Here is a 22,451-nt window from a genome sequence, read left to right on the forward strand (position 1 = left end):
AGGCGCCGAAGGATTTTTGATGGCAATGGCCGTGCACGACGGCCTTGTGAGCGATGGTGCCGAGCGGCAGTTGCAGCCGGCCGGCCTCGGCCTCGCGCACCAGAAATTCCTCGAAGGTCAGCGCGTGCGCGCCGACCGCCTTGGCGTCGTTGTCCTTGCGCAGCGAGGCGAGCTCGTCGCGCAGCGTCAACAGGCAGCTCGGCTCGAGGCCGACGATCGGCACGCCGCGCGCGGCAAAGGGCGCAAAGGCAGCGACCAGCCGATCGAGCTCGACCCTGGCTTCATCGACGAGGCCTGCGGACAGGAAGGTGCGGCCGCAGCAGAGCGGACGGCTGCCGCTGGTGGGCTTCGGCAGGTGAACGCGATAACCGCCGGCCGCGAGCACGCGCAGCGCGGCATCGAGGTTCTCGCGCTCATAGATGCGATTGAAGGTGTCGGCGAACAGCACGACCTCGCGGCCATCAACCGGCCCAACCACGTCGGTCGCCGGCGCAAACACGTCGTTGCGGAAGGCGGGCAGGGCGCGGCGTGCGCTGATGCCGGCGAAGCGCTCGAACAGCTTTCGGAGCAGCGAGCTGCGGTTGCGCAAATTGGCCAGCGGCGCGAAGCGCGCGGCGAGGCCGGCATAGCGCGGCAGATAACCCACCAGGCGGTCGCGCAACGTCAGGCCGTGGGAGGCGGCGCGCGCGGCCAGCACCTCGATCTTCATCTTGGCCATGTCGACGCCGGTCGGGCATTCGTGGCGGCAGGCCTTGCAGGAGACGCAAAGTTTCAGCGTTTCCATCATCTCGTCGGAGGACAACGCATCCGGGCCGAGCTGGCCGGAGATCGCGAGCCGCAAGCTGTTGGCGCGGCCGCGGGTGACGTCCTTCTCGTTGCGCGTGGCGCGGTAGGACGGGCACATCACGCCGCCCTCGAGCTTGCGGCACGCGCCGTTGTTGTTGCACATCTCGACCGCGCCCTGGAAGCCGCCGCCGGCGCCGGGATAAGCCGACCAGTCGAGCTTCGTCTTCAGCTCGCCGACCCGATAGTCGGGCTTGAAGCGGAACAGCGAGCGGTCGTCCATTTTGGGCGCATCGACGATCTTGCCGGGATTGAGCACGCCATCGGGATCGAAGCGCTGCTTGACCTCGCGGAAGTCGGCGACGAGACGCTCGCCGAACATCGTCTCGTGGAATTCGGAGCGCACCAGGCCGTCGCCATGCTCGCCGGAATGCGAGCCCTTGTACTCGCGCACCAGCGCGAAGGCCTCCTCGGCGATGGCGCGCATCGCCTTGACGTCCTTCTCCAGCTTCAAATTCAACACCGGGCGCACGTGCAGGCAGCCCTCGGAGGCGTGCGCATACATCGTGCCGCTGGTGCCGTGCTTGGCAAACACCTCGTTCAGCCGTGCGGTGTAGTCGGCGAGGTGCGGCAGCGGCACGGCGCAGTCCTCGACGAAGGAGACCGGCTTGCCCTCCTGCTTCATCGACATCATGACGTTGAGGCCGGCAGCGCGGAAATCGGCGATGCCGCTCTGCAGCGCGGGTTCGGTGATCTCGACCACGCCGCCCCATTTGCGTTTGTCGTTGGTCCAGCCGAAGCCGAGATCGCCCATGAGCTCACCGAGCTGCTTCAGGCGCACGAGGTTGTCCGCCTGGTCTTCTTCGGCGAATTCGACGACCAGCACGGCGTCCGGATCGCCCTTGATCGCGGCAGAGATGATGGGGCGGAACATCGCGATGTCGCGGCCGAGCGCGAGCATGGTGCGGTCGACCAGCTCGACCGCGATCGGCTTCAGCTTGACGAGATGCTGGGCCGCATCCATCGCCTCGTAGAAGCTGCCGAAATGACAAACGCCCAGTGCCTTGTTGCGGATCACGGGCCACAGCTTCAGCTCGACCTTGGTGGTGAAGGCCAGTGTGCCCTCGGAGCCGACCAGGAGGTGCGCGATGTTGTTGCGCGCATTGCGCGGCACCAGCGCATCGAGATTGTAGCCGCCGACGCGGCGCTGCACTTTTGGAAAGCGCGCGGCGATCTCGTCGGCCTCGCGCGTGCCGAGATCGAGCATGTCGCGGAACAGGGCGCGGGCGCTGTTGCCCGCGTCGAGATCGGAGAGATCGCGCGAGACCTCGCCGTAACGGCCGAGCGTGCCGTCGGCAAGCGCGGCCTCCATCGATAGCGTGTTGTCGCGCATCGTGCCGTAGCGGAGTGAGCGTCCGCCGCAGGAATTGTTGCCGGCCATGCCGCCTATGGTGGCGCGCGAGGCCGTGGAGACGTCCACCGGGAACCACAGGCCATGCTTTCTGAGCTGCCGGTTGAGATCGTCGAGGACGATGCCGGGCTCGACCACGCAGGTGCGGCCTTCGACGTCGAGCGAGAGGATGCGGTTCAGGTGTTTCGACAGATCGACCACGATCCCGTCATTGACGGTCTGGCCGCATTGCGAGGTGCCGCCGCCGCGCGGGGTCACCTTGCGCCCCTCATCGCGGGTGATCGCCAGGGCCAGCAGGGCCTCGTCCATGGTCTTGGGCACGACCACGCCGGCCGGCACGATCTGGTAGAACGAGGCGTCGGTGGCGTAGCGGCCACGGCTGAAGCGGTCGAACAGGACATCGCCGGTGATTTCCCGGGCCAGGCGTGCCGCCAGGCCGTCCGTTTGGGCCGATTCCGGTGATTTTCCAGCCACTTCCGCCGCCATGATCCGCTTTCGCCTGTTCGCCGGCACCGTCTTGCCTCCCGTCACGGCCCTTGGCAAGCGAGCCCTGCTTCTTGTGCATTGACGGACCTCGCCGGGCGAGGGACAAGCCCGGCGAATAGTGATATGCGAGCGGCTCGCGGGAGCCCTGAATTCGGGCCGACCGACGCCAAAGCCGAGACAAGCTTCAAAGACCGGGAAGGACGCCGATGACCGTGCACACTGGAAGGCATTACTTACAGATTCCAGGACCGACCAACGTGCCCGACCGGGTGCTGCGGGCGATGGACATGCCGACCCTGGACCATCGCGGTCCGGAGTTCGCCGAGCTCGGTTTTGCGGTTCTCGCCTCGATGCAGCGGGTGTTCCGCACCAAGCAGCCCGTGATCATCTTCCCCTCGTCCGGCACCGGCGCCTGGGAAGCGGCGATGGTCAACGTGTTCGCGCCCGGCGACAAGCTCCTGATGTGCGAGACCGGCCAGTTCGCCGTGCTGTGGCGCGGCATCGCCGACAAGTTCAAGTTCGACGTCGACTTCATCCCGAGCGACTGGCGCCACGGCGCCGACCTCGCCGAGATCGAGAAGCGCCTTGTCGCCGACAAGCAGCACGCGATCAAGGCCGTCTGCGTCGTGCACAACGAGACCTCGACCGGCTGCGTGACGCCGCCGCTGGAGGTGCGCAAGCTGCTCGACCGCGTCAAGCATCCGGCGCTGCTGATGGTCGACACCATCTCCGGCCTCGGCTCGATGGAATATGAGCACGACGCCTGGGGTATCGACGTTTCGGTCGCGGGCTCGCAGAAGGGCCTGATGCTGCCGCCCGGCCTCGGCTTCAACGCCGTCTCGGAGAAGGCGCTCGCCGTTGCGAAGGCCAACCCCGGTATGCGCTCCTATTGGGACTGGCAGGAAGTCATCAACTTCAACAAGCTCGGTACCTTCCCCTACACGCCCGCCACCAACCTGCTCTACGGCCTGCGCGAAGCGGTCAAGATGCTGGAAGAGGAGGGGCTGGAGAACGTCTGGAGCCGCCACAAGCGCCACAGCGCGGCGACGCGCGCCGCGATCAAGGTCTGGGGCCTGGAGACGCAGTGCGCCGACCCGGCTGCACACTCGCCGGCGCTGACCGGCGTGCGCGTGCCTGATGGCCACGACGCCGACGCCTTCCGCAAGGTGGTGCTGGAGAACTTCGACATGTCGCTCGGCACCGGCCTGAACAAGGTCAAGGGCAAGGTGTTCCGCATCGGCCATATCGGCCATTTCAACGATCTGATGCTGATGGGCACGCTCGCCGGCGTCGAGATGGGCCTGGATCTGGCAAAGATCCCGCACCGGAGCGGCGGCGTGTTGGCGGCCATGGACGTCCTGAAGGGACGCGACGCGGTGCCGATGTCCAAGGCCCAGGTGGCTTAAAGGCTCAACTGGCCTGAACCGACCTAACCAAAAGAAGAGAGCGCGCGATGAACGCACCGACGACGACGAACGAAGACCTGCTCTACTCCGTCACGGACGGCATCGCGCGGATCACCTTCAACCGCCCGCAGGCGCGCAACGCAATGACCTTCGCCATGTATGATCGCATGGCGGAGATCTGCCAGGAGATCAACGCTGACCGCTCGATCAAGGCGCTGATCCTGACTGGCGCCGGCGACAAGGCCTTCGCCTCCGGCACCGACATTTCCCAGTTCCGTGCGTTCAAGACCGCGCAGGACGCACTCGACTACGAGGCCCGCATCGACCGCGTGCTCGGCACGCTCGAGCAGTGCCGCGTGCCCGTGATCGCGGCGATCGCCGGCGCCTGCACCGGCGGCGGCGCCGGCATCGCGGCCTGCTGCGACCTGCGCATCGGCACCGAGACGACGCGGATGGGCTTTCCGATCGCGCGCACGCTCGGCAACTGCCTGTCGATGTCCAACATCAGCCGCGTCGTGGCGCTGGTCGGACCTGCCCGCACCAAGGATCTGATCTTTAGGGCGCGCCTCGTCGAGGCGCCGGAGGCCCTCGCGCTTGGCCTGCTCAACGAGGTCGTGCCTGACGTCGAGACGCTGCAGCGCCGCGCCGACGAGACTGCAAAGCTGGTCGCCAGCCATGCGCCGCTCACGCTGGAAGCGACCAAGGAAGCGGTACGCCGCATCCGCCGCACGCTGTCGCGCGAAGAGGGCGAGGACCTGATCCTGAAAGCCTATATGAGCGAAGATTTCCGCGAAGGCATGGATGCCTTCCTCAACAAGCGTACGCCGAACTGGAAGGGCAGGTAGCCCGCGTCCTTCAAGAACCCGCTGCAGCGCGGTCTCCGTGTCCAGTCCCACCCAACGCGCCTCCGACAGCCGCCGCCAAGCGCGACCTCGATAGTGCCGGTCTTGGCAGGTTGGTTGGGGAGGGGCGGTTGGCTATCTTGCCGTTCCAACAAAGTATCCGTCTGCCGCGCCGTCCTTAGCAAATCTGGGACAGACGCAAAAGCTTCCCGGTGAGCTGCGGGTTGGACACATGACCTTTGGTGTTCCCGACGGCAGTTCGGAGGCATTCACGAGGCGCGTTCAAGCGACCTTCGACTACGGGCCAAAAGCTGACATCGTGGGCTCGCAAGAGCTGCTCTCTATCGGACAACAAAAAGCCCCGGGCAACGCCGGGGCTTTGAGCTGCTGATTTTGATAAGGTCGGAAGATCAGTACTTCGCGATAACCGGGCCGCCAAAGCGATAGCTGACACCAGCACGCACGGTGTGTAACACCGGATCATGTTCGTAGGAGAAGCCGGGGAACGCGACGGTCGAGTTGTTTCGGAACGTACCGAAGTCGGTGTAGCGATACTCGAGACGGGCCGACCAGTTCGGTGTGAAGCCGTATTCCCAGCCTGCGCCGACAGTCCAACCAGTGCGGGTCCTCGACACGGTCTCGAACAGAGTGTTCGCGAGGACGTAGGTGTGGTCCATGTCTGCCCAGGCCACACCGCCCGTCACGTAGAGCAGCGAATTGTTGAAAGCTACACCGAGGCGACCGCGGATTGAGGCCTGCGCGTCGATCCGGAAGTCGGTGCCGTTAGTGTTTGCCAGGCGATAGCCACCCTTGACGTCGGCGCCTTCAATGTCGCCCTCGAGACCGAAGACAAACTGGCCAGCCTGCCAATTGTAGCCGACGTGACCACCACCGACAAAGCCGTCGGCGTTGAAGCCTTGGACGAAGCCAGTCGGTGCGCCCGTCGCGGTGACCAACTCGCGGGTGCTATTGTCACCCCAACCGTAGCCAGCCTGCGCACCGATGTAGAAGCCGGTCCAGTTGTAAACAGCGGCGACAGGCGCAGGCGCCTTCGTGTAAGGCCGAGCAGCCAGATCGGCCGCTGACGCGCCGGCGGTGCCGAGGACGAGAGCGGCGGCTGCGATCGCGAGCTTTTTCATTATCTTCCCCAATTTTCAGACACGGAATGCGAGCAATTGATGATAGAATATAGCTTAGGAGTCGCACTGAGCGTGTCACCTGTACGCCACAGCCGCGATCATTTAGCGGTTCCTGCCGGCGACTTTTGGGTCGCGCAAAACGCAAACGGCCCGCTTCGGCTCGCATCATCGACCATACTTCCCGAAGCGAACCAGGCTCAATTCGCGGCCCCTCTAGGTCTGACTTTTGAAAGGAAATTCAATAGTTTGAGCAGCTGGGGATGAAGTCAGGCAGGTGCTCTATTCTTCACAAGCGAGTCGGAGAGAGCGCTGCTGCGTCGGGGATGAGCGTGGTACGGCCAAGGCAGAGGCGGAAACTGCGGCATGCGGACGCGGGGGTTCGCAGGATTTGTAGAGTCAACCGGCTTTCCCTGTTCGACCGTTTCCCCGAATGTGGCGACTTAGTTACCGCCGATGTCACCTCCCTCATCCTCACTAAGAAGCTAACCACGTTGGAGAGCCGGAGACTGACGTGAAGATCGACCTTCCCGAGATAGACCTTAAGACCGTGCAAACCGTTGGCAGCCTTGAGCTCAAAGACGAACTCGGACGACCAGTCGGCCAATACTTTTTCGGAAAGGGGCAGGGTCGAACCGTCTTCTTATTTGGGAAGTACAAGGGGACCTTTAAGACTCACGCAGAATGCCGAGCCTTCATTGAAGGCGTGCTTGCGGTGATCCCCTCACCACTCTCCTGACTTTGCTTGGGCTCGTTACAGTGACGACGAGTCAATGAACGCGCTTCAAGTCGGCCTCGCCGTCATAAGCTGCCATCGACCGGCCAGCCCGCAGTGTCCGCTGAGGGATTTAGACGAACCAATATTTGTAGCTGAACCTGGAAATCGGTAATGCTGTTCGGGCCACTATCGCATCCAATCCGAACAATTCCTAATTATCCAAGCTCATGAGCGTACTGGCTGATGCCCATGATGCTGCCGTGCAGATGATCGATACGTCCATTGTTCGCGTCCATCAACATGGGGCCTGTATCACAAGGAACCAGCGCCAATCGATGGGAAGGTCACCCAGCGGTGTTCCAAGCAAGATCCAGTCGATAGCAAGGGTCTACCGATACAACTTGCGTTGAGCCCCGGCGGGCGCACGACGTTCGACTTGCCGGAAAACTGCTGTCTCGGCTCAAATCCGGATCAATGCTGCTTGCCGACCGCGGCTATGACGCCGACTGGATTAGGGAGCTTGCCATGAAGAAGGGCGCGTGGGCCAACATCCCGCCGAGCAATCGCAGCGATCCGATCTGCTTTAGCCCGTACCTCTATCGCGCTCGCAACCTCGTCGAACGGTTCTTCAACAGGATCAAGCAGTGCCGTCGGGTGGCGATGCGCTGCGACAGGCTTGCAGGAAACTACCTTGCCTTCGTCCATCTCGCATCTATCCGCCTATGGCTGGCCGCGCGTTATGAGTCCGCGCCCTAGATTGATAGCGCAGAACTGAACATGTGGGGAGCTTTAGATTCATTCCTCGCTCCGATAATTATTCCGCTGCGTATGTGTCTTGCGAATTTCTTGGTAACTCGTCGCTTCATCTATGAGACGCATCATACACGAGCGTGCGAGTTGCTTAGCGATAATTTGGGCGCGGCTGGCGATGCTGTGCTGAGTGGCTTTTAGGACTCCAGCATGTTGTGCGCGCGCAAAGACCTCACAGACCTTTGGGAGGAAGTCCGGCGCGTACCCGAACGCCTTGACGCCCTGCTTGGTACGGAACTCGGTCTGGTTAGCTATCGTAACAAGGTCTTCGCCGATAAAGGGCTTGAGACTCTGCACTGTCAAAAAAGCAGGGAGGTGGGCGCCGCTCCTGTAATACTGACGTCCTGTGGGTGGGCGAATGCGGCCTAGGCCCATCATGAGGCCATTCTGAGTGATCACGCGCTGCCCGTTGTCAAGGACCGCAACCTCAATCTCGATGGTTCCGAATTGAAGGACGCCTTCATGCGTCGCTTGCGGCAAGTGTCTCGCCCAGCGGGCTTTAGCGGCCTTCCGAGCTATTTCCCTACGCTCGTCACGTGATAGGGCGGCTGCTCTTGCCGCGCCGCCGGCGGCTCGGGCGGGAACTCCCCACTGGACTTTCCACCGCGTTCTCCGCCGCTCGTGGTCGAGGTCTAAACTTACTTTTTTACGCGTATTCATACTTCACGAATATGGTTAAATCAGAAAATTGCAAGCGCGGCGTTGTACCAAATGGGCTCGGTGAAGCGTAGCAATTACGCGGCGAGCAACTCCGGATCATTTAGTACGGCCTTGACACGTTCTGGTGACGAGCACTGCCAGGCTGCTGTACAAAATGCTCTCAGCATCATGTCCTTGCACCTAATTTGTGGAACCGGCCGAAACATGGCCGTGAGAGCCTGCGCAACATTTAGTGCCTGGTAGATATTCCGCTCTTGGTAGAGCTTCGGACCAAAGACGCTTCCAAGCAGTCCGCCCCAGAGATTGTGCTTGTGCGAACGCACTAAGACACCCTTCTTGCCTACAGAGATCCAGCAGGCGTGTCCGCTGTCCAATATGATCGTCGCGTCGTGACCAAATTTTTCGTTGATGTAGAGCAGGCGCGGCATCACTCATCACTCTTAGCTTCTTTGCATTTTCGGAAATTGCGCTTAATCGAAGTGACCATCCCTTAAATAACTGTTGGCGCTGATCGAGGCCACTACTTTCTCCGAGCTTTCGAGCCGGCGGATCGCTTGTAGCTCAGTTGCGCGAGGCTTGTCTCATCTCGGATCTCATTCCAAAGTCATAACGGGGATGACGTCGGACGGCTTGAACTTGCTCGAATTCGCCAGCACAATGGTTACCGAATTCATCTCTGAATTTTCCAATCCGAACAATAACATAGGGAAGACGCCCGTGGGACATGGAATGAAGGCCGCGATTGCGCTGACAGTCGCGCTTTGCGGCACGCCGGCTGTTGCAGGCTGGGAGCCGGCAAAGCCCGTCGAGATCGTGGTGGCGGCGGGCGCGGGCGGCGCCTCCGACCAGATGGCGCGGATGATGCAGGCGGCGATCCAGAAGAACAATCTGATGAAGCAGCCGATCGTCGTCTCGCTCAAGGGCGGCGCCTCGGGTGCGGAAGCGCTGATGTACATGAAGTCCAGCGAGGGCGATCCGAACAAGGTGCTGATCGCCTATTCGCTGATCTACATGCTGCCGCTGTCGGCCAAGATTCCGTTCAACTGGCGTGAGCTGACCCCGGTTTCGGTGGTCGCGCTCGACCAGTTCGTGCTCTGGGACAACAGCGCGGGCCCCAAGACGGTGAAGGAATTCGTCGCGGCCGCGAAGGCGGCGAGCGCGCCGTTCAAGATGGGCGGCACCGGTTCCAAGCGCGAGGATCACGTGCTGACCGTCTTCCTCGAGCAGAAGACCGGCGCAAAATTCTCCTATCTGCCTTACAAGTCCGGCGGTGAGGCCGCCACCCAGCTGGTCGGCAACCACACCGAAGCCAACGTCAACAATCCATCGGAAAATCTTGAAGTCTGGCGCGCCGGCCAGGTCCGCCCGCTCTGCGTGTTCGACAAGGAGCGCATCGCCTACACCAGCAAGGTGACGGACACCCAGTCCTGGGCCGACATTCCCACCTGCAAGGAGGAGGGCGTCGACGTGCAGTATCTGATGCTGCGCGCGATGTTCCTGCCCGGCAAGGTGACGACCGAGCAGCAGGCGTTCTATGTCGAGCTGTTCCACAAGGTGACGCAGACCGCGGAGTACAAGGACTACATGGAGAAGCAGGCGCTGAAGCCGATCTTCCTCACCGGCAAGGACATGGTGCAGTTCCTCGAGGAGGATGATGCCATCAACAAGGCGCTGATGACCGAAGCCGGATTCGTCGCGAAGTAAGCACATCCTCCGCGTCATGCCCCGCGAAGGCGGGGCATCCAGTATTGCACAGAACTCGGATGCGGCTTCTGCACGGCGTACTGGATCATCCGCGTTCGCGGATGATGACAGCGCAACTTGATTTGACGCCTCATGTCCCAAACCGACCTCGAAATCGTCGTCGACGATCCGACCGCGCCTGAAGACGACTCGCCTTCCGTCGTCTCGTCCGGCACGGTCGAGATATTCGTCTGCCTCCTGCTGCTCGCGCTGGCCGTCACGCTCGGCTACGACAATTGGCGCACCGGCGCGTCCTGGGATTCGACCGGGCCCGAACCCGGTTATTTTCCGTTCTATCTCTCGGTCATCCTCGGCGGCGGCAGCCTCTACGGCCTGATCGTGGCGCTGCTGGCGCGGCGTGCGGCGTCCGGAACCTTCGTCACGCGCGCACAGGCCCGCCGCGTGCTGGCGGTGTTCGTGCCGACGCTGCTGTTCTGCCTCGTGATGCAGTTCCTCGGCCTCTATGTCGCGAGCTTCCTCCTGATCTCGGGCTTCATGCGCTTCGTCGGCAAGATCGCGCTGTGGAAGTCGCTGCTCACCGCTGTTGTGTTCACGGCGATCATGTTCGTCACATTCGATGTCGCCTTCGACGTCATCATGCCGAAAGGGCCGCTCGAAGCGGCCTTCGGCCGCTAGGCGGTCCCGCGATGGAAGCTTTCGGTCTCCTGCTTCACGGCTTTGCCGTCCTACTGACGTGGAAGACGCTCGTGCTGATGATGGTCGGGCTGGTGCTCGGCATCTTCGTCGGCGTGCTGCCTGGCCTCGGCGGCCCCAACGGCGTCGCGATCCTGCTGCCGCTCACCTTCACGATGGATCCGACCTCGGCGATCGTGATGCTGTCCTGCATCTATTGGGGCGCGCTGTTCGGCGGCGCGATCACCTCGATCCTGTTCAACATCCCCGGCGAAGCCTGGTCGGTCGCGACCACCTTCGACGGCTATCCGATGGCGCAGCAGGGCAGGGCGGCGGAGGCGCTGACCGCCGCGTTCACCTCCTCCTTCATCGGCTCGCTGGTCGCGGTGCTGCTGATCACGTTCCTTGCGCCGATGATCTCGTCCTTTGCGCTGAAGTTCGGCCCGCCCGAGTTTTTCGCTGTCTATCTTTTGACCTTCTGCTCCTTCGTCGGATTGGGGCGCGAGGCCAAGCACAAGACGGTCATCTCGATGTCGCTGGGGCTGCTGCTCGCCGGCATCGGCATGGATACCGTGTCGGGCAATCTGCGCATGACCTTCGGCTCGCCGGAGCTGCTCCGCGGCATCAACTTCCTGGTGGCCGTGATTGGCCTGTTCGGCATCAGCGAGATCCTGCTGACGATGGAGGAGCGGCTGGCGCTGCGGGGACATGCGGCGAGCATTTCGCTCCGTGTCGTGCTCGGCGTCTGGAAGGACCTGCCGAAATACTGGGCGACGCTGCTGCGCTCCTCCTTCATCGGCTGCTGGCTCGGCATCACCCCGGGCGGCGCGATCGCGGCCTCCTTCATGGGCTACAACCTTGCCAAGCGTTTCGCCAAGGATCCCGAAAGTTTCGGCAAGGGCCGCATCGAGGGCGTGTTCGCGCCGGAGACGGCGGCGCATGCGTCAGGCACCTCGGCGCTGCTGCCGATGCTGGCGCTCGGCATTCCCGGCTCGGGCACCGCGGCGATCCTGCTCGGCGGCCTGATGGTGTGGGGGCTCAATCCGGGGCCGCTGCTGTTCGTCGAGCACAAGGACTTCGTCTGGGGCCTGATCGCCTCGATGTATCTCGGCAATGTCGTCGGCCTCGTGCTAGTGCTGACGACGGTGCCGATCTTCGCCTCGATCCTGCGTGTGCCGTTTGCCGCGGTGGCGCCGATGATCGTGGTGTCCTGCGCGATCGGCGCCTACGCGATCCAGAACGCGATGTTCGACATCTGGCTGATGCTCGGCTTCGGCATCGTCGGCTACGTCTTCAAGAAGATCGGCATTCCGCTGGCGCCGTTCACCCTCGCGCTCGTGCTCGGCAATCGCGCCGAGGATGCCTTTCGTCTGTCGATGATCGGCTCCGGCGGCGACCTCAAGGTGTTCTGGTCGAACGGCCTGGTCGGCTCGATCACGACGTTGGCGATCGTCCTGCTGTTCTGGCCAGTGATCGACGGACTCCTTACGCGTTTGGGACGGAAGCAACGGAGCTAGAGCTATGCAAGGGTAAGGCAAATATTTGGCCCGGCATGGAAGCCCGCATGCGCGGGAGGTTGTGAGCTGATGGCGTCTCTCTCTCTCTCTCTCTCTCTCTCTCTCTCTCTCTCTCTCTCTCTCTCTCTCTCTCTCTCTCTCTCTCTCTCTCTCTCTCTCTCTCTCTCTCTCTCTCTCTCTCTCTCTCTCTCTCTCTCTCTCTCTCTCTCTCTCTCTCTCTCTCTCTCTCTCTCTCTCTCTCTCTCTCTCTCTCTCTCTCTCTCTCTCTCTCTCTCTCTCTCTCTCTCTCTCTCTCTCTCTCTCTCTCTCTCTCTCTCTCTCTCTCTCTCTCTCTCTCTCTCTCTCTCTCTCTCTCTCTCTCTCTCTCTCTCTCTCTCTCTCTCTCTCTCTCTCTCTCTCTCTCTCTCTCTCTCTCTCTCTCTCTCTCTCTCTCTCTCTCTCTCTCTCTCTCTCTCTCTCTCTCTCTCTCTCTCTCTCTCTCTCTCTCTCTCTCTCTCTCTCTCTCTCTCTCTCATGGTGGTTGGCTCTGTGGCATTTTCTGACGGGCTACCCGGCAACAAGCTGCCATGACTTTGGGCACCGTCTAGTTGACGCCCGGTTTTGGCTCAAAGCCGAAGTGTAGGTGAAGCGTCAACGGAGAGAACTGCGCATTCTTCATTGAATGACGAATTAAAATACCGGCCGCCAGTGCTGCCGGAGTCAATGGATGTTTCTTGCGAGTACGGCAATCGTTCCGGCGAATGCGAGTTGCGAACCCACGCCAAATAGTCCTGTCAACGCGCGCTTAGAGTGTATCCACCAATGGAAGCGTTGGAGGACGTGAAGCAAGCCACGCGGGTAAAGGGTGTGAGCGAATTGCAACGCGTCTGGCAACATTGCGGTGGAGGCGCCGATCGCAATTGTCCAAATTGATCCTTCCGCTGCAAACATCCAGAGCGCAAGGCCGAGCCCGGCGCAAGCATCAATCCCGATGATTGACAAATCCCTCAGCGTCGCGCGGCTGAAGGACAGGCGGCGATTGTTGGCACCTTTGCCTAGACTTATCGAGTGAAGTGGATAGTCCCAATGCGGAATTGCATCAATTGCAAAATGACTTGCGAACCCTGCGATCGCCGCGGCTGCCGGGTGCAATGGAAACAGGCTGGCGATCGCGCCACCGACGATCGCATGCGTACTCAGGATCATCTGATTCTCTATTTACTGCAGGAATGGTTTTGGATGGGAACAATGGCATTAACTACCCTAGTCATATCGTGGTCCTCCGAGGTTGCTGCGATTTGACCTAGGGAGATCATCTTGCGCTAACCGTTGGAAAAGAGAATGTTAGACGTGATTGTCGGAATTGGCCTTCGGATCAAAACCGGCCTCGGTTGCACGAGCGGCTGTTAGAGTCCCGAAACTGCGGCGACAGGAAGCAGCGGAGCGGGATCTTCGCTCTCTTGTTGCAGCAGATACTATCGACGAGGACAGCAGCGAATAAGCAGGCGACAACCATCAAGCCGGTAAACACGGCGAGAAACCAATTTGTATCATCTTCTTCAACCTCGCGGCGTTCACGCGCCTCGCCACCCCAGGCCGACGTCGGCAAGGGCACGGACAGTACCCTTTCGACTTGACGGTTCAAGCCCTCGCTGCTCTTAGAGGCATGACATGTCGGGTTCAGCGTGATCGCCCGCATGTTGCCGTTTATATTCTAGAAAGTCGGAACTGCGCCGCGGTTAGGCCGACTGCTCACGCCGGCGTGCTGGGCGCCGCAGATGATCGTGGTATCCTGCGCGATCGGCGTCTACGCAATCCCGAAATGCGATATCGCCTCTGGCTGATGCTCGGCTTCGGCGTGGTCCGGCCATTCTTCAAGAAGATCGGCATTTCGCTCGCGCCGTTCACCCTCGCGCTCGTGCTCGGCAATCGCGCCGAGCATGCCTTTCGTCTGTCGATGATCGGCTCCGGCGGCGACCTCAGGGTGTTTTGGTCGAACGGCCTGGTCGGGTCGATCACGACGCTGGCAATCGTCCTGCTGTTCTGGCCGGTGATCGACGGCATGCTTTCCCGCGTCGGATGGACGCAGCGGACCAGGGCGACATTGCAACCCAAATAGCCTTTTAAATCCAAGAGTATAAGGCAAGCGGTGTCGTTGTAGTCCGGGTCACTACACGCCGCGATTGTTTCCGGATGTTGCTGCCGCGGCACAGCCTTTGGGCAGGCGGTGGCGTATGTTTCGATCACGAAATCGTGCGGAGGGGGTTCTCCATGAAGCGGATCGTGATTGGACTGGCAGCGGCGATGTCGCTGTTCGCGACGGGCGCATTGGCTGCTGATATCGCAGCAAGACCCTATGTGAAGGCGCCCATCGTCGATCCGGTGTGGAGCTGGACCGGGTGGTATGTCGGCGCCAATGGCGGCTACAGCTGGGGCCGCTCGCGCACCGACGTCTCCTATTTCAACTCGGCAACCGGCTTGGCGATCGTGCCTCCGGCCGGCTCCATCACCAGTGGGTCGTTCGACATGAACGGTGGCGTTGCCGGCGGCCAGGCCGGTTACAACTGGCAGAACGCCAACTGGGTCTACGGCATCGAGGGCGATCTGCAATGGTCGGGCGAGAAGGGTCGCACCGGCTTCGTCTGCGCCGGCAGTGCCGTGTTTCCGATCGCCGGACCCTGTCTTCCCGGCCTGACGTTCCTTCCCGCCGGCGCTGCAACCAACACGATTCTGACGATCGACCAGCATCTGCAGTGGTTCGGCACCGTTCGTGGCCGCGTCGGCATTCTGGCGACCCCCAAGGTGCTGTTCTACGGCACTGGCGGTCTGGCCTTCGGCGAGATCAAGACGACCGGCACCATGACCGGCTTCACTCCCGCAGGCGTGGCGATCGCCTCGATCGGTTCGAACTCGACCACGCGCGCAGGCTGGACCGTTGGTGTGGGTGTCGAAGGCAAGATCACCCAGAACTGGAGCGCCAAGCTCGAATATCTCTACATGGATCTTGGACGCTTCTCGTCCGGTCCGTTCACGCTCGCACCGCTCTCCACGGTCAGCGCCAACGCCTCCTCGCACTTCACCGATCACATCCTCCGCGCCGGCATCAATTATCAGTTCGGTGGCCCGGTGGTCGCCAGGTACTGAGCACGCGCAGAGATCAACAAAGGCGTCTCATAACAAGCAAAGCCCGGCTCGCGCCGGGCTTTGTCGTTTTCCGGCTTGAGCTGCTGCTAGAGCATCGCGCGCGCACGCGGCCGAATCCTCCGATCGACTTGATCTTCGAACGCAGGACGCGGTCCGAGTAATTCTTCCCGATGGTCGCCGCACTGAATCTGCCGCGCAGGTGAGCAGGCAAGGTCATTTTTGAGCTGGTCATAGCAGCGATCGCCATGCTGCTCGTGGCGCAGGCCTTTTGCGGTTCCGCACTTCCACAAAGGGCAGCCCATTGCTCTTCTCCATGGTGGCGGTTTCGGGCTAAATTTGAAGTCTTTCCACGCCGGCTGCTAGACTGTTGGCTCTGCGCACCAAAATTGATTCATCCCATCACGGTCGGCGCGCCGCCGAGCTCCTGCCGCGGTCCGTTGGGGTTATGGAAGGACGGTGCCTGTTCTCTGCAGGTGCGCTTCTTGCCCGTGAGGTCATCAATGTCATTCGGTGTGTCCGCCGAAGGGCAGTCTCAGGGCCGTCGTGAAATCGTTTTGAACCATCCGCCGCGGTGGTTTTGGAACTCGGTCGCCGCCGCGACTCAGTCCTCGGCCACTTTCAGTAATCCGACACTTTCGGACTCCACCGGCGCGCGTCCTGCGTACTCAAGGAAGATGCGTTCAAGTCTCAGGAGCCCCTTATTCCTTGTTCATCTCGGTCATTTTGCGAACCATCGACCATTACTGGCCTTAGTTTTGTAAACCGCTTGAGTTTTCAGAACCTGAGAGGGGTGAAACTTTGGCCGCGGGAGCTGCCTCGTAGACTCCGGCCAACTTCCCTTAAAAGTTCGTGCACGCCAAGCCCTATGATGAGGAGAGCGACAGCGCTTGCCGAGACACCCTTCACGCGCTTCCGGCGAAGCAGAAGTGCTGAGTGCCTCGCTCGCGCGGGTCCGAGCCGCGCTCGATCAGAGCGTAACCTTGATGCGCAGCGACGAACGCGTTCTCGGGGATCCAGCGTTTAGTGTACTTCACCAATTTATGGTTTCCCGTGGCCATCTCGCCTGGCCCATTGTGACTGAGGAACGATGTCTGAGTCTCCTCCCTGGCCGATCCATTGCTAATGGGTACACGATACCAAACCATTTTGGTGGGTCGCGCAGCGCACAAAGCCTCCACAGTACCAATCGCATCGTCGACATACTGGATCGCGCCATTCGAATGCATTAGATCGATGCTTCCGAGCCAGTCGGCGGCGTGTTCGATATCGCTGAAAAACATCAAGCGGTTCGTTGCCAGCTTACTTGCACGACGTACCATTGCCGGCGTCTCAACAACTGCCCAGCGAATATCCGGGGACATTTGTCGCGCAACCTTGTAGTGGATTCCAGCCCCGCCGCCGAAATCGAGCACCGATCCTACGTTCGCAACGAGCGGCCAGTTCTCTTCTGCCTGGAAGGCGACCGTCTTGCGAAAGATTGTCTCGACAAGCTCTTCGTTTTCGTAGCCCTCGATAACTCCTTGGGGCGGGAAAAGCCTCAGACGCAGCCTGCGCATCAAATTCATCGGCAAGTAGTTCCAGTGTCTTTGCTAATCTTTCCAGATACAATCAGAAACTGTAAGAAATGTACATCCGCCAGATGCACACCAAAAGCACATCAACTTATGCGGCGCTGTGACGCGTATCTTTGATGTACGAACTAAAGTAGGGGGCCGAACTGGGGTGTTGAACCACGCCCGTGCCGAATCCGAAATCGACCACCACCTAATCGGCCTGCTGGCCGAATTCCGGTGGGGCGGGAGCCAAGATCCTGGGCGTGACGCGCAGGCACCGCGATCAATTAGTCTAGTCACTTGACGCAAGCTGATCAATTGACACGCTTTCCAACAGCTCTCGGAAAGGCCAATCTCGACGCCCTCGGAACCTTCTGCTAGTTTAGCGTTATCGACCTCGCAAGGTGCGCTGTGATGCATGAAGCGTCGATTCGATTGAGCTGTTTGCTGCTGGCGTACAGAACGAGGGTTGTGGGGATTGCCGCTGTTGTCGCGGGCAGTTTAATCACTTCATCCTGTGTGAGCTCTAACGATACATCCTCGAACTCAAGAGTTGCGACTGGTGCCCCTTGGGCGCGAGATCTAAACGAGCCGCCGCCGAGTCGACCGCCCGCACGGAAACCCGACTAGATCCTACAAGGCAATCACCCAGATTTCCGCCATCAGTGCAATTGTCTCCTAGTTGATTGCTTCAGGGTGAGACCCCATCACTTGGAACAGTGCCGATTGGCTCCCGTTTACCCTTCGAAATGCGCATGCGAATTCGCGTTCAGAAGAGCAACCTTAGATGACGCGAGCTTTTCTCAGCCTCGCGATCTCGTCAGCGGCCAAGCCGAACTCCATCAGAACCTCTTCCGTCTGCTCGCCGAATTCTGGCGGCGGCGCCACCATCCTGCTCGGCGTGCGCGACATCGTCACGGGCTGGCCGACCAGGCGGATGTGGCGGTCCTCGTCGTTCGGCACGTCCTGCGCGATGCCGAGATGCTTGACCTGCGCGTCCTCGAACATCTGGTCGATCGCATAGATCGGCCCGCAGGGCACGCCTGCCTCGTTGAGCTCGCTGACCCAGGTCTTGGTCGACTTCATCACGGTGCGCTTCTCGATCTCGGCGTTGAGCGCGTCGCGGTTCTTTGAGCGGGCCGGCGCCGTCGCATAGTCGGGATGCACATAGAGCTCCGGTGCGCCGATGGCCTGGGCGCAACGCTCCCAGATCCGCCCGCCTGTCGTAGCGATGTTGATGTAGCCGTCGGAGGTCCTGAACACGCCGGTCGGAATGCTGGTCGGATGGTTGTTGCCGGCCTGCTTGGCGACCTCCTTCTCCATAAGCCAGCGCGCGGCCTGGAAGTCGAGCATGAAGATCTGAGCCTGGAGCAGCGAGGTCTGCACCCACTGGCCCTTGCCCGAGACCTCGCGCTCGAGCAGCGCGGTGAGGATGCCCATGGCGCAGAATAGGCCGGCCGTCAGGTCCGCGACGGGGATACCGACCCGCATCGGGCCTTCGCCCGGCGCGCCGGTAATCGACATCAGCCCGCCCATGCCTTGCGCGATCTGATCGAAGCCAGGCCGCTTGTGATAGGGGCCGTCCTGACCGAAGCCGGAGATGCTGCCATAGACGATACGCGGGTTGATTGCGGCAAGGCTCTCATAGTCGATGCCGAGCTTCTTCTTCACGTCGGGCCGGAAATTCTCGACCACGACGTCGGCCTTGGCGGCGAGGCGCTTGAACAATGCGAGCCCGCGCTCATCCTTCAGGTTCAGCGTCATGGCCCGCTTGTTGCGGTGCAAATTCTGGAAGTCGGAACCCCGGCGAGGCCCGCCCGGCTGCTCGCCGCCGGCATCCTCGGTCAGCGCGTCGATCTTGACGACATTGGCACCCCAGTCCGCCAGCTGCCGCACGCAGGTGGGCCCGGAGCGGACGCGGGTCAGATCGAGCACGGTAAAGCGCGACAGGGCTTCCGAGGCATGCGGAAAGGGCATCTTGAGAGGCTCCGGGACAGATTGCAGGCCTACCATAGAGCCGAAAGGTCATCCGGCAAGCGGAGACTGGAACAGCCAGCCATGCGCCGTGGCCGAACAATCGGCGCCGTGAGTCATCGAGAACCTGGCAGCAGATGAGGTCGCGTGCGCTAATCGTCGGACGAGCGATGCTGCTTAGTGCGACAGACGCCTAAGATCGTCACGCGCCTTCGCGGCGAGCGGGTCGTCACCATGGCGCGCGATAAAAAGCTCGTAGCCTTCCACCGTGTCCTTGCGGCGGGCGGCGTCGTATTCCTCTGCCACCGCGGCGGAAGGATCCCGAGCGCTAGGAACGGTTGGCGAACGCGCCTCGCTGGCACTTTTGGCCGGTTTGGCTTTCGAATCCATAACAGGCACTCCTCCAGAGCAGGCGAGGGCGAACAACGCACCGAGAGCCCAGGCTGACAGCAATATCTTCATGTCTTTCGCCGACTCGAATTGGTGCGGTACCTGGCCACAGGCCGCGCATCCTTGCCGATGGAGCTTTGACAGAGCGACTGTATGAGAGTGCACACTGCTCAAAGGCGCCTTTAATTTCAAGACTCGCGGTGCATGTCATTAATGATTTCTGAATCGTTTACGACGTTGTTCAGGAAGGGGCAATGCCCCGACTGGGCTGCACGAGGTGCCGTTCAAGCAGGGTAGTCGCAGTGAGGTGCTGACGCTGCAGCGGCCACACATGCGACGGCGCCTGCTGGTCAGGTTGCAGCCATAGCTCCGGCTGCACATGCCCGATTAACAATCCCGGCGATCGCAAGCCCATCGCTTGCTCCGTTCGTGCGGGGCTCGACGCCGAAGGCGGACCCGCTGTGATGCCTACGGCGCCCGGCGTGGCAAGGGCTGGCGCAGCTGGTACCCGAACTCTTTCCCAAGTCGAGCTACCGCGCACCGTCGCTCGGTGGGTCGACAGCGATCAATTCCTTGTTGTGATAGTAGCGCGCCACGCACCCGATATTGCTGGTAATATCCGCACTGATCAGGGTTGCTGGCTTCCAGCGATGCCTCGGCACTTTGACCACTTGATCGGGACTCGACGCGAGCAGTCCATCTCGCGCAACGGCCTCTTCCCAAAAGGCGTCGAAGGTTGCCCTTTCAAGGCGTAAGCGCGAACCGGTCGTGCTGAAATAGAGCGAGATGGCAATCATCGCGTTTAGCAGCAGGGGCCAGACCGGCTTGTCGAACGAGATAGAGGCGCCGCCGAGAGCGAGCTTCTCGCGAAGCTGTGGCCAATAGATCCTGGCGAGAAAAGCCGAGGAAAGTGTGAAACCGAAGACGATCAATATTAGGGCCTGGTTCTGCGCGCGATCGACGAGGCGCGCGCCAGTGATCAGCTGGTGCAGAAAATACTCGAAATACCAGCAGCCGAGGCAGACGGCGACAATACCCCAAGCCAGCCATTTTTCTCGACGGCCATCCCGCTTTTTCGGCGCAGGTATGGCAGTCGAAACGGCGACCACAAGTACGAGCCAGCCGATCAGCGATGGAGAAACCAGGAGAGTTCCCAGGTCGATCAGAGAAAATTCGAGGCCGTCTCTGATTGAGAAGCTCAGGTCCCAACCACTGTCGACGGCAGCCATCCGCTGGCCGTTACCGGGGGCCGCAGCGACGATTAGCCACCCGATCACGACAGCCGCTGCAATAATGCAGTGATGACCGCCCTGCATTTTCTGCCCAAAAGCAAACCGGGCGAGCAGGGAGGCCGCTAAAATCGCCACGAGCCAGACGGCGGTGAATTCGTTGCAGGTCGCCGAAAGAAAGGCGGCGACGACTGCCCATGTCGTTGCTTGAATCGAGAACTTCTGCTCGCGATCAATTGCGTAAACGCACTCTCCCAATATCAGAATTGTAACTAATCCCGGAGGCACGTAGCAGGCTAGTCCCGGCAACCAGTAGAGAAGGTCATGCGCGCTTGGCGTTGCTCCGGCAATTGCCGCGGGAAACCCGAGCATCAGCACAATCAATGCCGGGCCGCCGACGTTCGGCCACATCCGCACCATGGCAAAGGCGGATCCGGCGATGAACAGGAGAGCGAAGGCGATCAGCGTCGCGACGTAAGCCGGCAAAATACTGCTGCTCGCGGCTTGCGCTACTGCGGCTGGAATCTGAATGATCAGAAGCGGGACAATGCGCCCCGACAGACCGGTGTAGAAATGGAGGACGGTCGGTACGAAGCCGTAGCGGACATTCTCGTAGGCAAAGCAGAAGTCGTCGTGCTCGGGCGCACCATAAAGCGCCACCAAGATGAGGGCTGTCAGAAAAATGAATGGGCCTGCACACGCAAGCAGCCACGCCGACCGGGCAAACGATCGATCTGTCGAGAGTTCGGCCTTGCCAGCAAAATTGGACGACATGCGCCCCAAAACCTTACGCTAGTGAGGGCCAGCATCACCCCGCGCCGTGCATGACTGCTTTTCCGCGCATAGTCCAGATCGGCACAAACGGTATTGACAACTCTCGGCCGCGTCGCTGTCACCGAGGCCTGCGGTGGAGCTATCTGATCGGTTGCGCTGAACGGTGCAGCGCGGTTCGGTTCCACGCCCGTTTCCAGGTGCGGATGGGAGCCGGCGGAATCAACTTTAATGCTACCGATCGCGATCCGCAGCCCCCCCGGCGCTTATCCCCTTCCGGACCAAGACTGGTTCCTCGCCGGGGAACGGTCGACGATGTATCTGATTGATTTTATTTGTGATTCTGGTTTTTTGAGCGGAATATTCGCATTTCTCGTCACGTCGTATGAATACGGGATCTCAGCCATTTTACGGGACGGGCGGGCACGTCGCCAAATTTAAACCAAACCTACACCTCTCTAGCTAGAATCATGCGCCAGCATCAGAATCCCGCCACGCGTTGATTTGGAGAGACACTTGGCCACCACAGTCTTAGTCAGTGCCACCAACAACGCCGAGATCGACGGCCTGCTGTCCGGCTACAAATGGACCGGCACAATCACCTATAGTTTTCCTGACGCATCCAGCGACTACCCCAATCCCTATTACGGCGGCAGCAGCGAGCCGACCACCTCGGGCTTCGCTTCGGCGCCGAGCGCGATGCAGTCGGCGATCAACTACGCGATCGGGCTGATCCTCAGCTACACCAACGCGACGATCCAGTATAACGGGACCGGCAGCGCCGACATCATGATCGCGCAGTCGCCCTCGGCCAATCCGACCTCCTACGCCTACTACCCCGGCAACTATGCGGCCGGCGGCGACGTCTGGTTCGGTACCAAGTACAATTATTCGCTGGCGCAGCTCGGCAACTACTATTTCACGACCGCGTTGCACGAACTCGGTCACGCCCTCGGACTCAAGCACAGCCAGGAGACCGGCGGCGTCGCCAACGTCGCGGTGCCGAGCGCACATGACGATAGTGAATACACCGTCATGAGCTATCGGAGCTATGTCGGCGCTTCGACGTCGACTGGCTATACCAACGAGGCCTACGGTTATCCGCAGACCTACATGGCCAACGATATCCTCGCGCTGCAAACGATGTACGGCGCGGACTACACGACCCAGAGCGGCAACACGGTCTACACTTGGAGCCCGACCACGGGACAGGAGTTCATCAACGGCGTCGGGCAACCTGCCGACGGCGGCGGCATCGGTGGCTCG

Annotated in this window: 18 protein-coding genes and 2 pseudogenes; 10 read left to right on the forward strand and 10 right to left on the reverse strand. The window is 61.0% G+C overall.

The window, feature by feature from the left end:
- The coding region (locus IC66_RS0107555; protein ID WP_049806480.1) for an FAD-binding and (Fe-S)-binding domain-containing protein at positions 1-2,680 on the reverse strand (2,680 nt) is incomplete at its 3' end.
- Positions 2,681-2,886: 206 nt separating this feature from the next.
- Here IC66_RS0107555 and IC66_RS0107560 point away from each other — a divergent pair.
- Both IC66_RS0107560 and IC66_RS0107565 read left to right on the forward strand, forming a co-directional pair.
- Positions 2,887-4,086 (forward strand): pyridoxal-phosphate-dependent aminotransferase family protein, encoded by a 1,200-nt coding sequence (locus tag IC66_RS0107560; protein WP_038947215.1) that lies wholly within the window; start codon positions 2,887-2,889, stop codon positions 4,084-4,086.
- Between the two features lie 47 nt (positions 4,087-4,133).
- Positions 4,134-4,931 carry an enoyl-CoA hydratase/isomerase family protein gene (locus IC66_RS0107565; protein WP_028142550.1) on the forward strand — a complete coding sequence of 266 codons (798 nt, stop codon included), beginning with the start codon at positions 4,134-4,136 and terminating at the stop codon, positions 4,929-4,931.
- A 407-nt stretch (positions 4,932-5,338) separates the two neighbouring features.
- On the opposite strand, the gene IC66_RS0107570 is transcribed toward IC66_RS0107565, so the two are convergent.
- Positions 5,339-6,067, reverse strand: coding sequence for an outer membrane protein (locus IC66_RS0107570; protein ID WP_028142546.1), 729 nt, complete (start codon positions 6,065-6,067; stop codon positions 5,339-5,341).
- Between the two features lie 511 nt (positions 6,068-6,578).
- Between IC66_RS0107570 and IC66_RS0107575 the strand changes: the two genes are divergently transcribed.
- Both IC66_RS0107575 and IC66_RS0107585 read left to right on the forward strand, forming a co-directional pair.
- Positions 6,579-6,803: a hypothetical protein gene (locus IC66_RS0107575; protein ID WP_038947217.1), complete on the forward strand. Its 225-nt coding sequence runs from the start codon at positions 6,579-6,581 to the stop codon at positions 6,801-6,803.
- Between the two features lie 197 nt (positions 6,804-7,000).
- Positions 7,001-7,538: pseudogene (locus IC66_RS0107585) on the forward strand (IS5 family transposase); the annotation flags it as partial.
- 39 nt (positions 7,539-7,577) lie between these two features.
- On the opposite strand, the gene IC66_RS0107590 reads toward IC66_RS0107585, so the two are convergent.
- A complete protein-coding gene (locus tag IC66_RS0107590; RefSeq protein WP_157158031.1) occupies positions 7,578-8,072 on the reverse strand; it encodes a hypothetical protein in 495 nt (164 codons plus the stop codon).
- Positions 8,073-8,326: 254 nt separating this feature from the next.
- Complete coding sequence (locus tag IC66_RS0107595) at positions 8,327-8,680, reverse strand: hypothetical protein (protein WP_028144100.1); 354 nt, start codon at positions 8,678-8,680, stop codon at positions 8,327-8,329.
- A 301-nt stretch (positions 8,681-8,981) separates the two neighbouring features.
- Here IC66_RS0107595 and IC66_RS0107600 point away from each other — a divergent pair, with 301 nt between their 5' ends.
- The 3 genes from IC66_RS0107600 to IC66_RS0107610 all read left to right on the forward strand — a co-directional run bounded on the left by IC66_RS0107600 (position 8,982) and on the right by IC66_RS0107610 (position 12,145).
- Entirely contained in the window at positions 8,982-9,956 is a 975-nt protein-coding gene (locus IC66_RS0107600; RefSeq protein WP_038947220.1) for a Bug family tripartite tricarboxylate transporter substrate binding protein, read from the forward strand.
- Between the two features lie 132 nt (positions 9,957-10,088).
- A complete protein-coding gene (locus tag IC66_RS0107605) occupies positions 10,089-10,631 on the forward strand; it encodes a tripartite tricarboxylate transporter TctB family protein (RefSeq protein WP_038947221.1) in 543 nt (180 codons plus the stop codon).
- An 11-nt stretch (positions 10,632-10,642) separates the two neighbouring features.
- Positions 10,643-12,145, forward strand: coding sequence for a tripartite tricarboxylate transporter permease (locus IC66_RS0107610; RefSeq protein WP_038947223.1), 1,503 nt, complete (start codon positions 10,643-10,645; stop codon positions 12,143-12,145).
- 2 nt (positions 12,146-12,147) lie between these two features.
- On the opposite strand, the gene IC66_RS46125 is transcribed toward IC66_RS0107610, so the two are convergent.
- Both IC66_RS46125 and IC66_RS0107615 read right to left on the reverse strand, forming a co-directional pair.
- Complete coding sequence (locus IC66_RS46125) at positions 12,148-12,660, reverse strand: hypothetical protein (protein WP_157158032.1); 513 nt, start codon at positions 12,658-12,660, stop codon at positions 12,148-12,150.
- Positions 12,661-12,844: 184 nt separating this feature from the next.
- Complete coding sequence (locus tag IC66_RS0107615; RefSeq protein WP_038947224.1) at positions 12,845-13,330, reverse strand: hypothetical protein; 486 nt, start codon at positions 13,328-13,330, stop codon at positions 12,845-12,847.
- A gap of 569 nt (positions 13,331-13,899) precedes the next feature.
- Between IC66_RS0107615 and IC66_RS0107620 the strand changes: the two are divergent.
- Both IC66_RS0107620 and IC66_RS0107625 read left to right on the forward strand, forming a co-directional pair.
- Positions 13,900-14,243: pseudogene (locus tag IC66_RS0107620) on the forward strand (tripartite tricarboxylate transporter permease); the annotation flags it as partial.
- A 152-nt stretch (positions 14,244-14,395) separates the two neighbouring features.
- Complete coding sequence (locus IC66_RS0107625) at positions 14,396-15,268, forward strand: outer membrane protein (protein ID WP_038947227.1); 873 nt, start codon at positions 14,396-14,398, stop codon at positions 15,266-15,268.
- Between the two features lie 902 nt (positions 15,269-16,170).
- Here IC66_RS0107625 and IC66_RS0107630 read toward each other — a convergent pair.
- From IC66_RS0107630 to IC66_RS0107645, 4 genes are all read right to left on the reverse strand, one after another.
- A complete protein-coding gene (locus tag IC66_RS0107630) occupies positions 16,171-16,833 on the reverse strand; it encodes a hypothetical protein (protein WP_152102645.1) in 663 nt (220 codons plus the stop codon).
- A 771-nt stretch (positions 16,834-17,604) separates the two neighbouring features.
- Positions 17,605-18,798 carry a CaiB/BaiF CoA transferase family protein gene (locus IC66_RS0107635; RefSeq protein WP_038947229.1) on the reverse strand — a complete coding sequence of 398 codons (1,194 nt, stop codon included), beginning with the start codon at positions 18,796-18,798 and terminating at the stop codon, positions 17,605-17,607.
- Positions 18,799-18,972: 174 nt separating this feature from the next.
- Positions 18,973-19,185 (reverse strand): hypothetical protein, encoded by a 213-nt coding sequence (locus tag IC66_RS0107640; RefSeq protein ID WP_312017543.1) that lies wholly within the window; start codon positions 19,183-19,185, stop codon positions 18,973-18,975.
- Between the two features lie 530 nt (positions 19,186-19,715).
- On the reverse strand, positions 19,716-21,188 hold the full coding sequence (locus IC66_RS0107645) for a hypothetical protein (RefSeq protein WP_049806479.1): 1,473 nt from the start codon (positions 21,186-21,188) through the stop codon (positions 19,716-19,718).
- A 513-nt stretch (positions 21,189-21,701) separates the two neighbouring features.
- Here IC66_RS0107645 and IC66_RS0107650 point away from each other — a divergent pair.
- Positions 21,702-22,451 (forward strand): matrixin family metalloprotease (locus tag IC66_RS0107650; protein WP_038947232.1); only part of this gene is annotated, 750 nt, incomplete at its 3' end.

Source organism: Bradyrhizobium genomosp. III, from assembly GCF_000261705.1.
GTDB lineage: Bacteria > Pseudomonadota > Alphaproteobacteria > Rhizobiales > Xanthobacteraceae > Bradyrhizobium > Bradyrhizobium ottawaense.

What these genes read in the sequence shown, in the direction of transcription:
- IC66_RS0107605 (WP_038947221.1), top strand. Translation starts at nt 10,089, where the DNA reads ATGTCCCAAACCGACCTCGAAATCGTCGTCGACGATCCGACCGCGCCT.
- IC66_RS0107560 (WP_038947215.1), top strand. Translation starts at nt 2,887, where the DNA reads ATGACCGTGCACACTGGAAGGCATTACTTACAGATTCCAGGACCGACC.
- IC66_RS0107630 (WP_152102645.1), bottom strand. Translation starts at nt 16,833, where the DNA reads ATGAATTTGATGCGCAGGCTGCGTCTGAGGCTTTTCCCGCCCCAAGGA.
- IC66_RS0107625 (WP_038947227.1), top strand. Translation starts at nt 14,396, where the DNA reads ATGAAGCGGATCGTGATTGGACTGGCAGCGGCGATGTCGCTGTTCGCG.
- IC66_RS0107600 (WP_038947220.1), top strand. Translation starts at nt 8,982, where the DNA reads ATGAAGGCCGCGATTGCGCTGACAGTCGCGCTTTGCGGCACGCCGGCT.
- IC66_RS46125 (WP_157158032.1), bottom strand. Translation starts at nt 12,660, where the DNA reads ATGAGAGAGAGAGAGAGAGAGAGAGAGAGAGAGAGAGAGAGAGAGAGA.
- IC66_RS0107645 (WP_049806479.1), bottom strand. Translation starts at nt 21,188, where the DNA reads ATGTCGTCCAATTTTGCTGGCAAGGCCGAACTCTCGACAGATCGATCG.
- IC66_RS0107610 (WP_038947223.1), top strand. Translation starts at nt 10,643, where the DNA reads ATGGAAGCTTTCGGTCTCCTGCTTCACGGCTTTGCCGTCCTACTGACG.
- IC66_RS0107595 (WP_028144100.1), bottom strand. Translation starts at nt 8,680, where the DNA reads ATGCCGCGCCTGCTCTACATCAACGAAAAATTTGGTCACGACGCGACG.
- IC66_RS0107565 (WP_028142550.1), top strand. Translation starts at nt 4,134, where the DNA reads ATGAACGCACCGACGACGACGAACGAAGACCTGCTCTACTCCGTCACG.
- IC66_RS0107570 (WP_028142546.1), bottom strand. Translation starts at nt 6,067, where the DNA reads ATGAAAAAGCTCGCGATCGCAGCCGCCGCTCTCGTCCTCGGCACCGCC.
- IC66_RS0107615 (WP_038947224.1), bottom strand. Translation starts at nt 13,330, where the DNA reads ATGATCCTGAGTACGCATGCGATCGTCGGTGGCGCGATCGCCAGCCTG.
- IC66_RS0107640 (WP_312017543.1), bottom strand. Translation starts at nt 19,185, where the DNA reads ATGGATTCGAAAGCCAAACCGGCCAAAAGTGCCAGCGAGGCGCGTTCG.
- IC66_RS0107635 (WP_038947229.1), bottom strand. Translation starts at nt 18,798, where the DNA reads ATGCCCTTTCCGCATGCCTCGGAAGCCCTGTCGCGCTTTACCGTGCTC.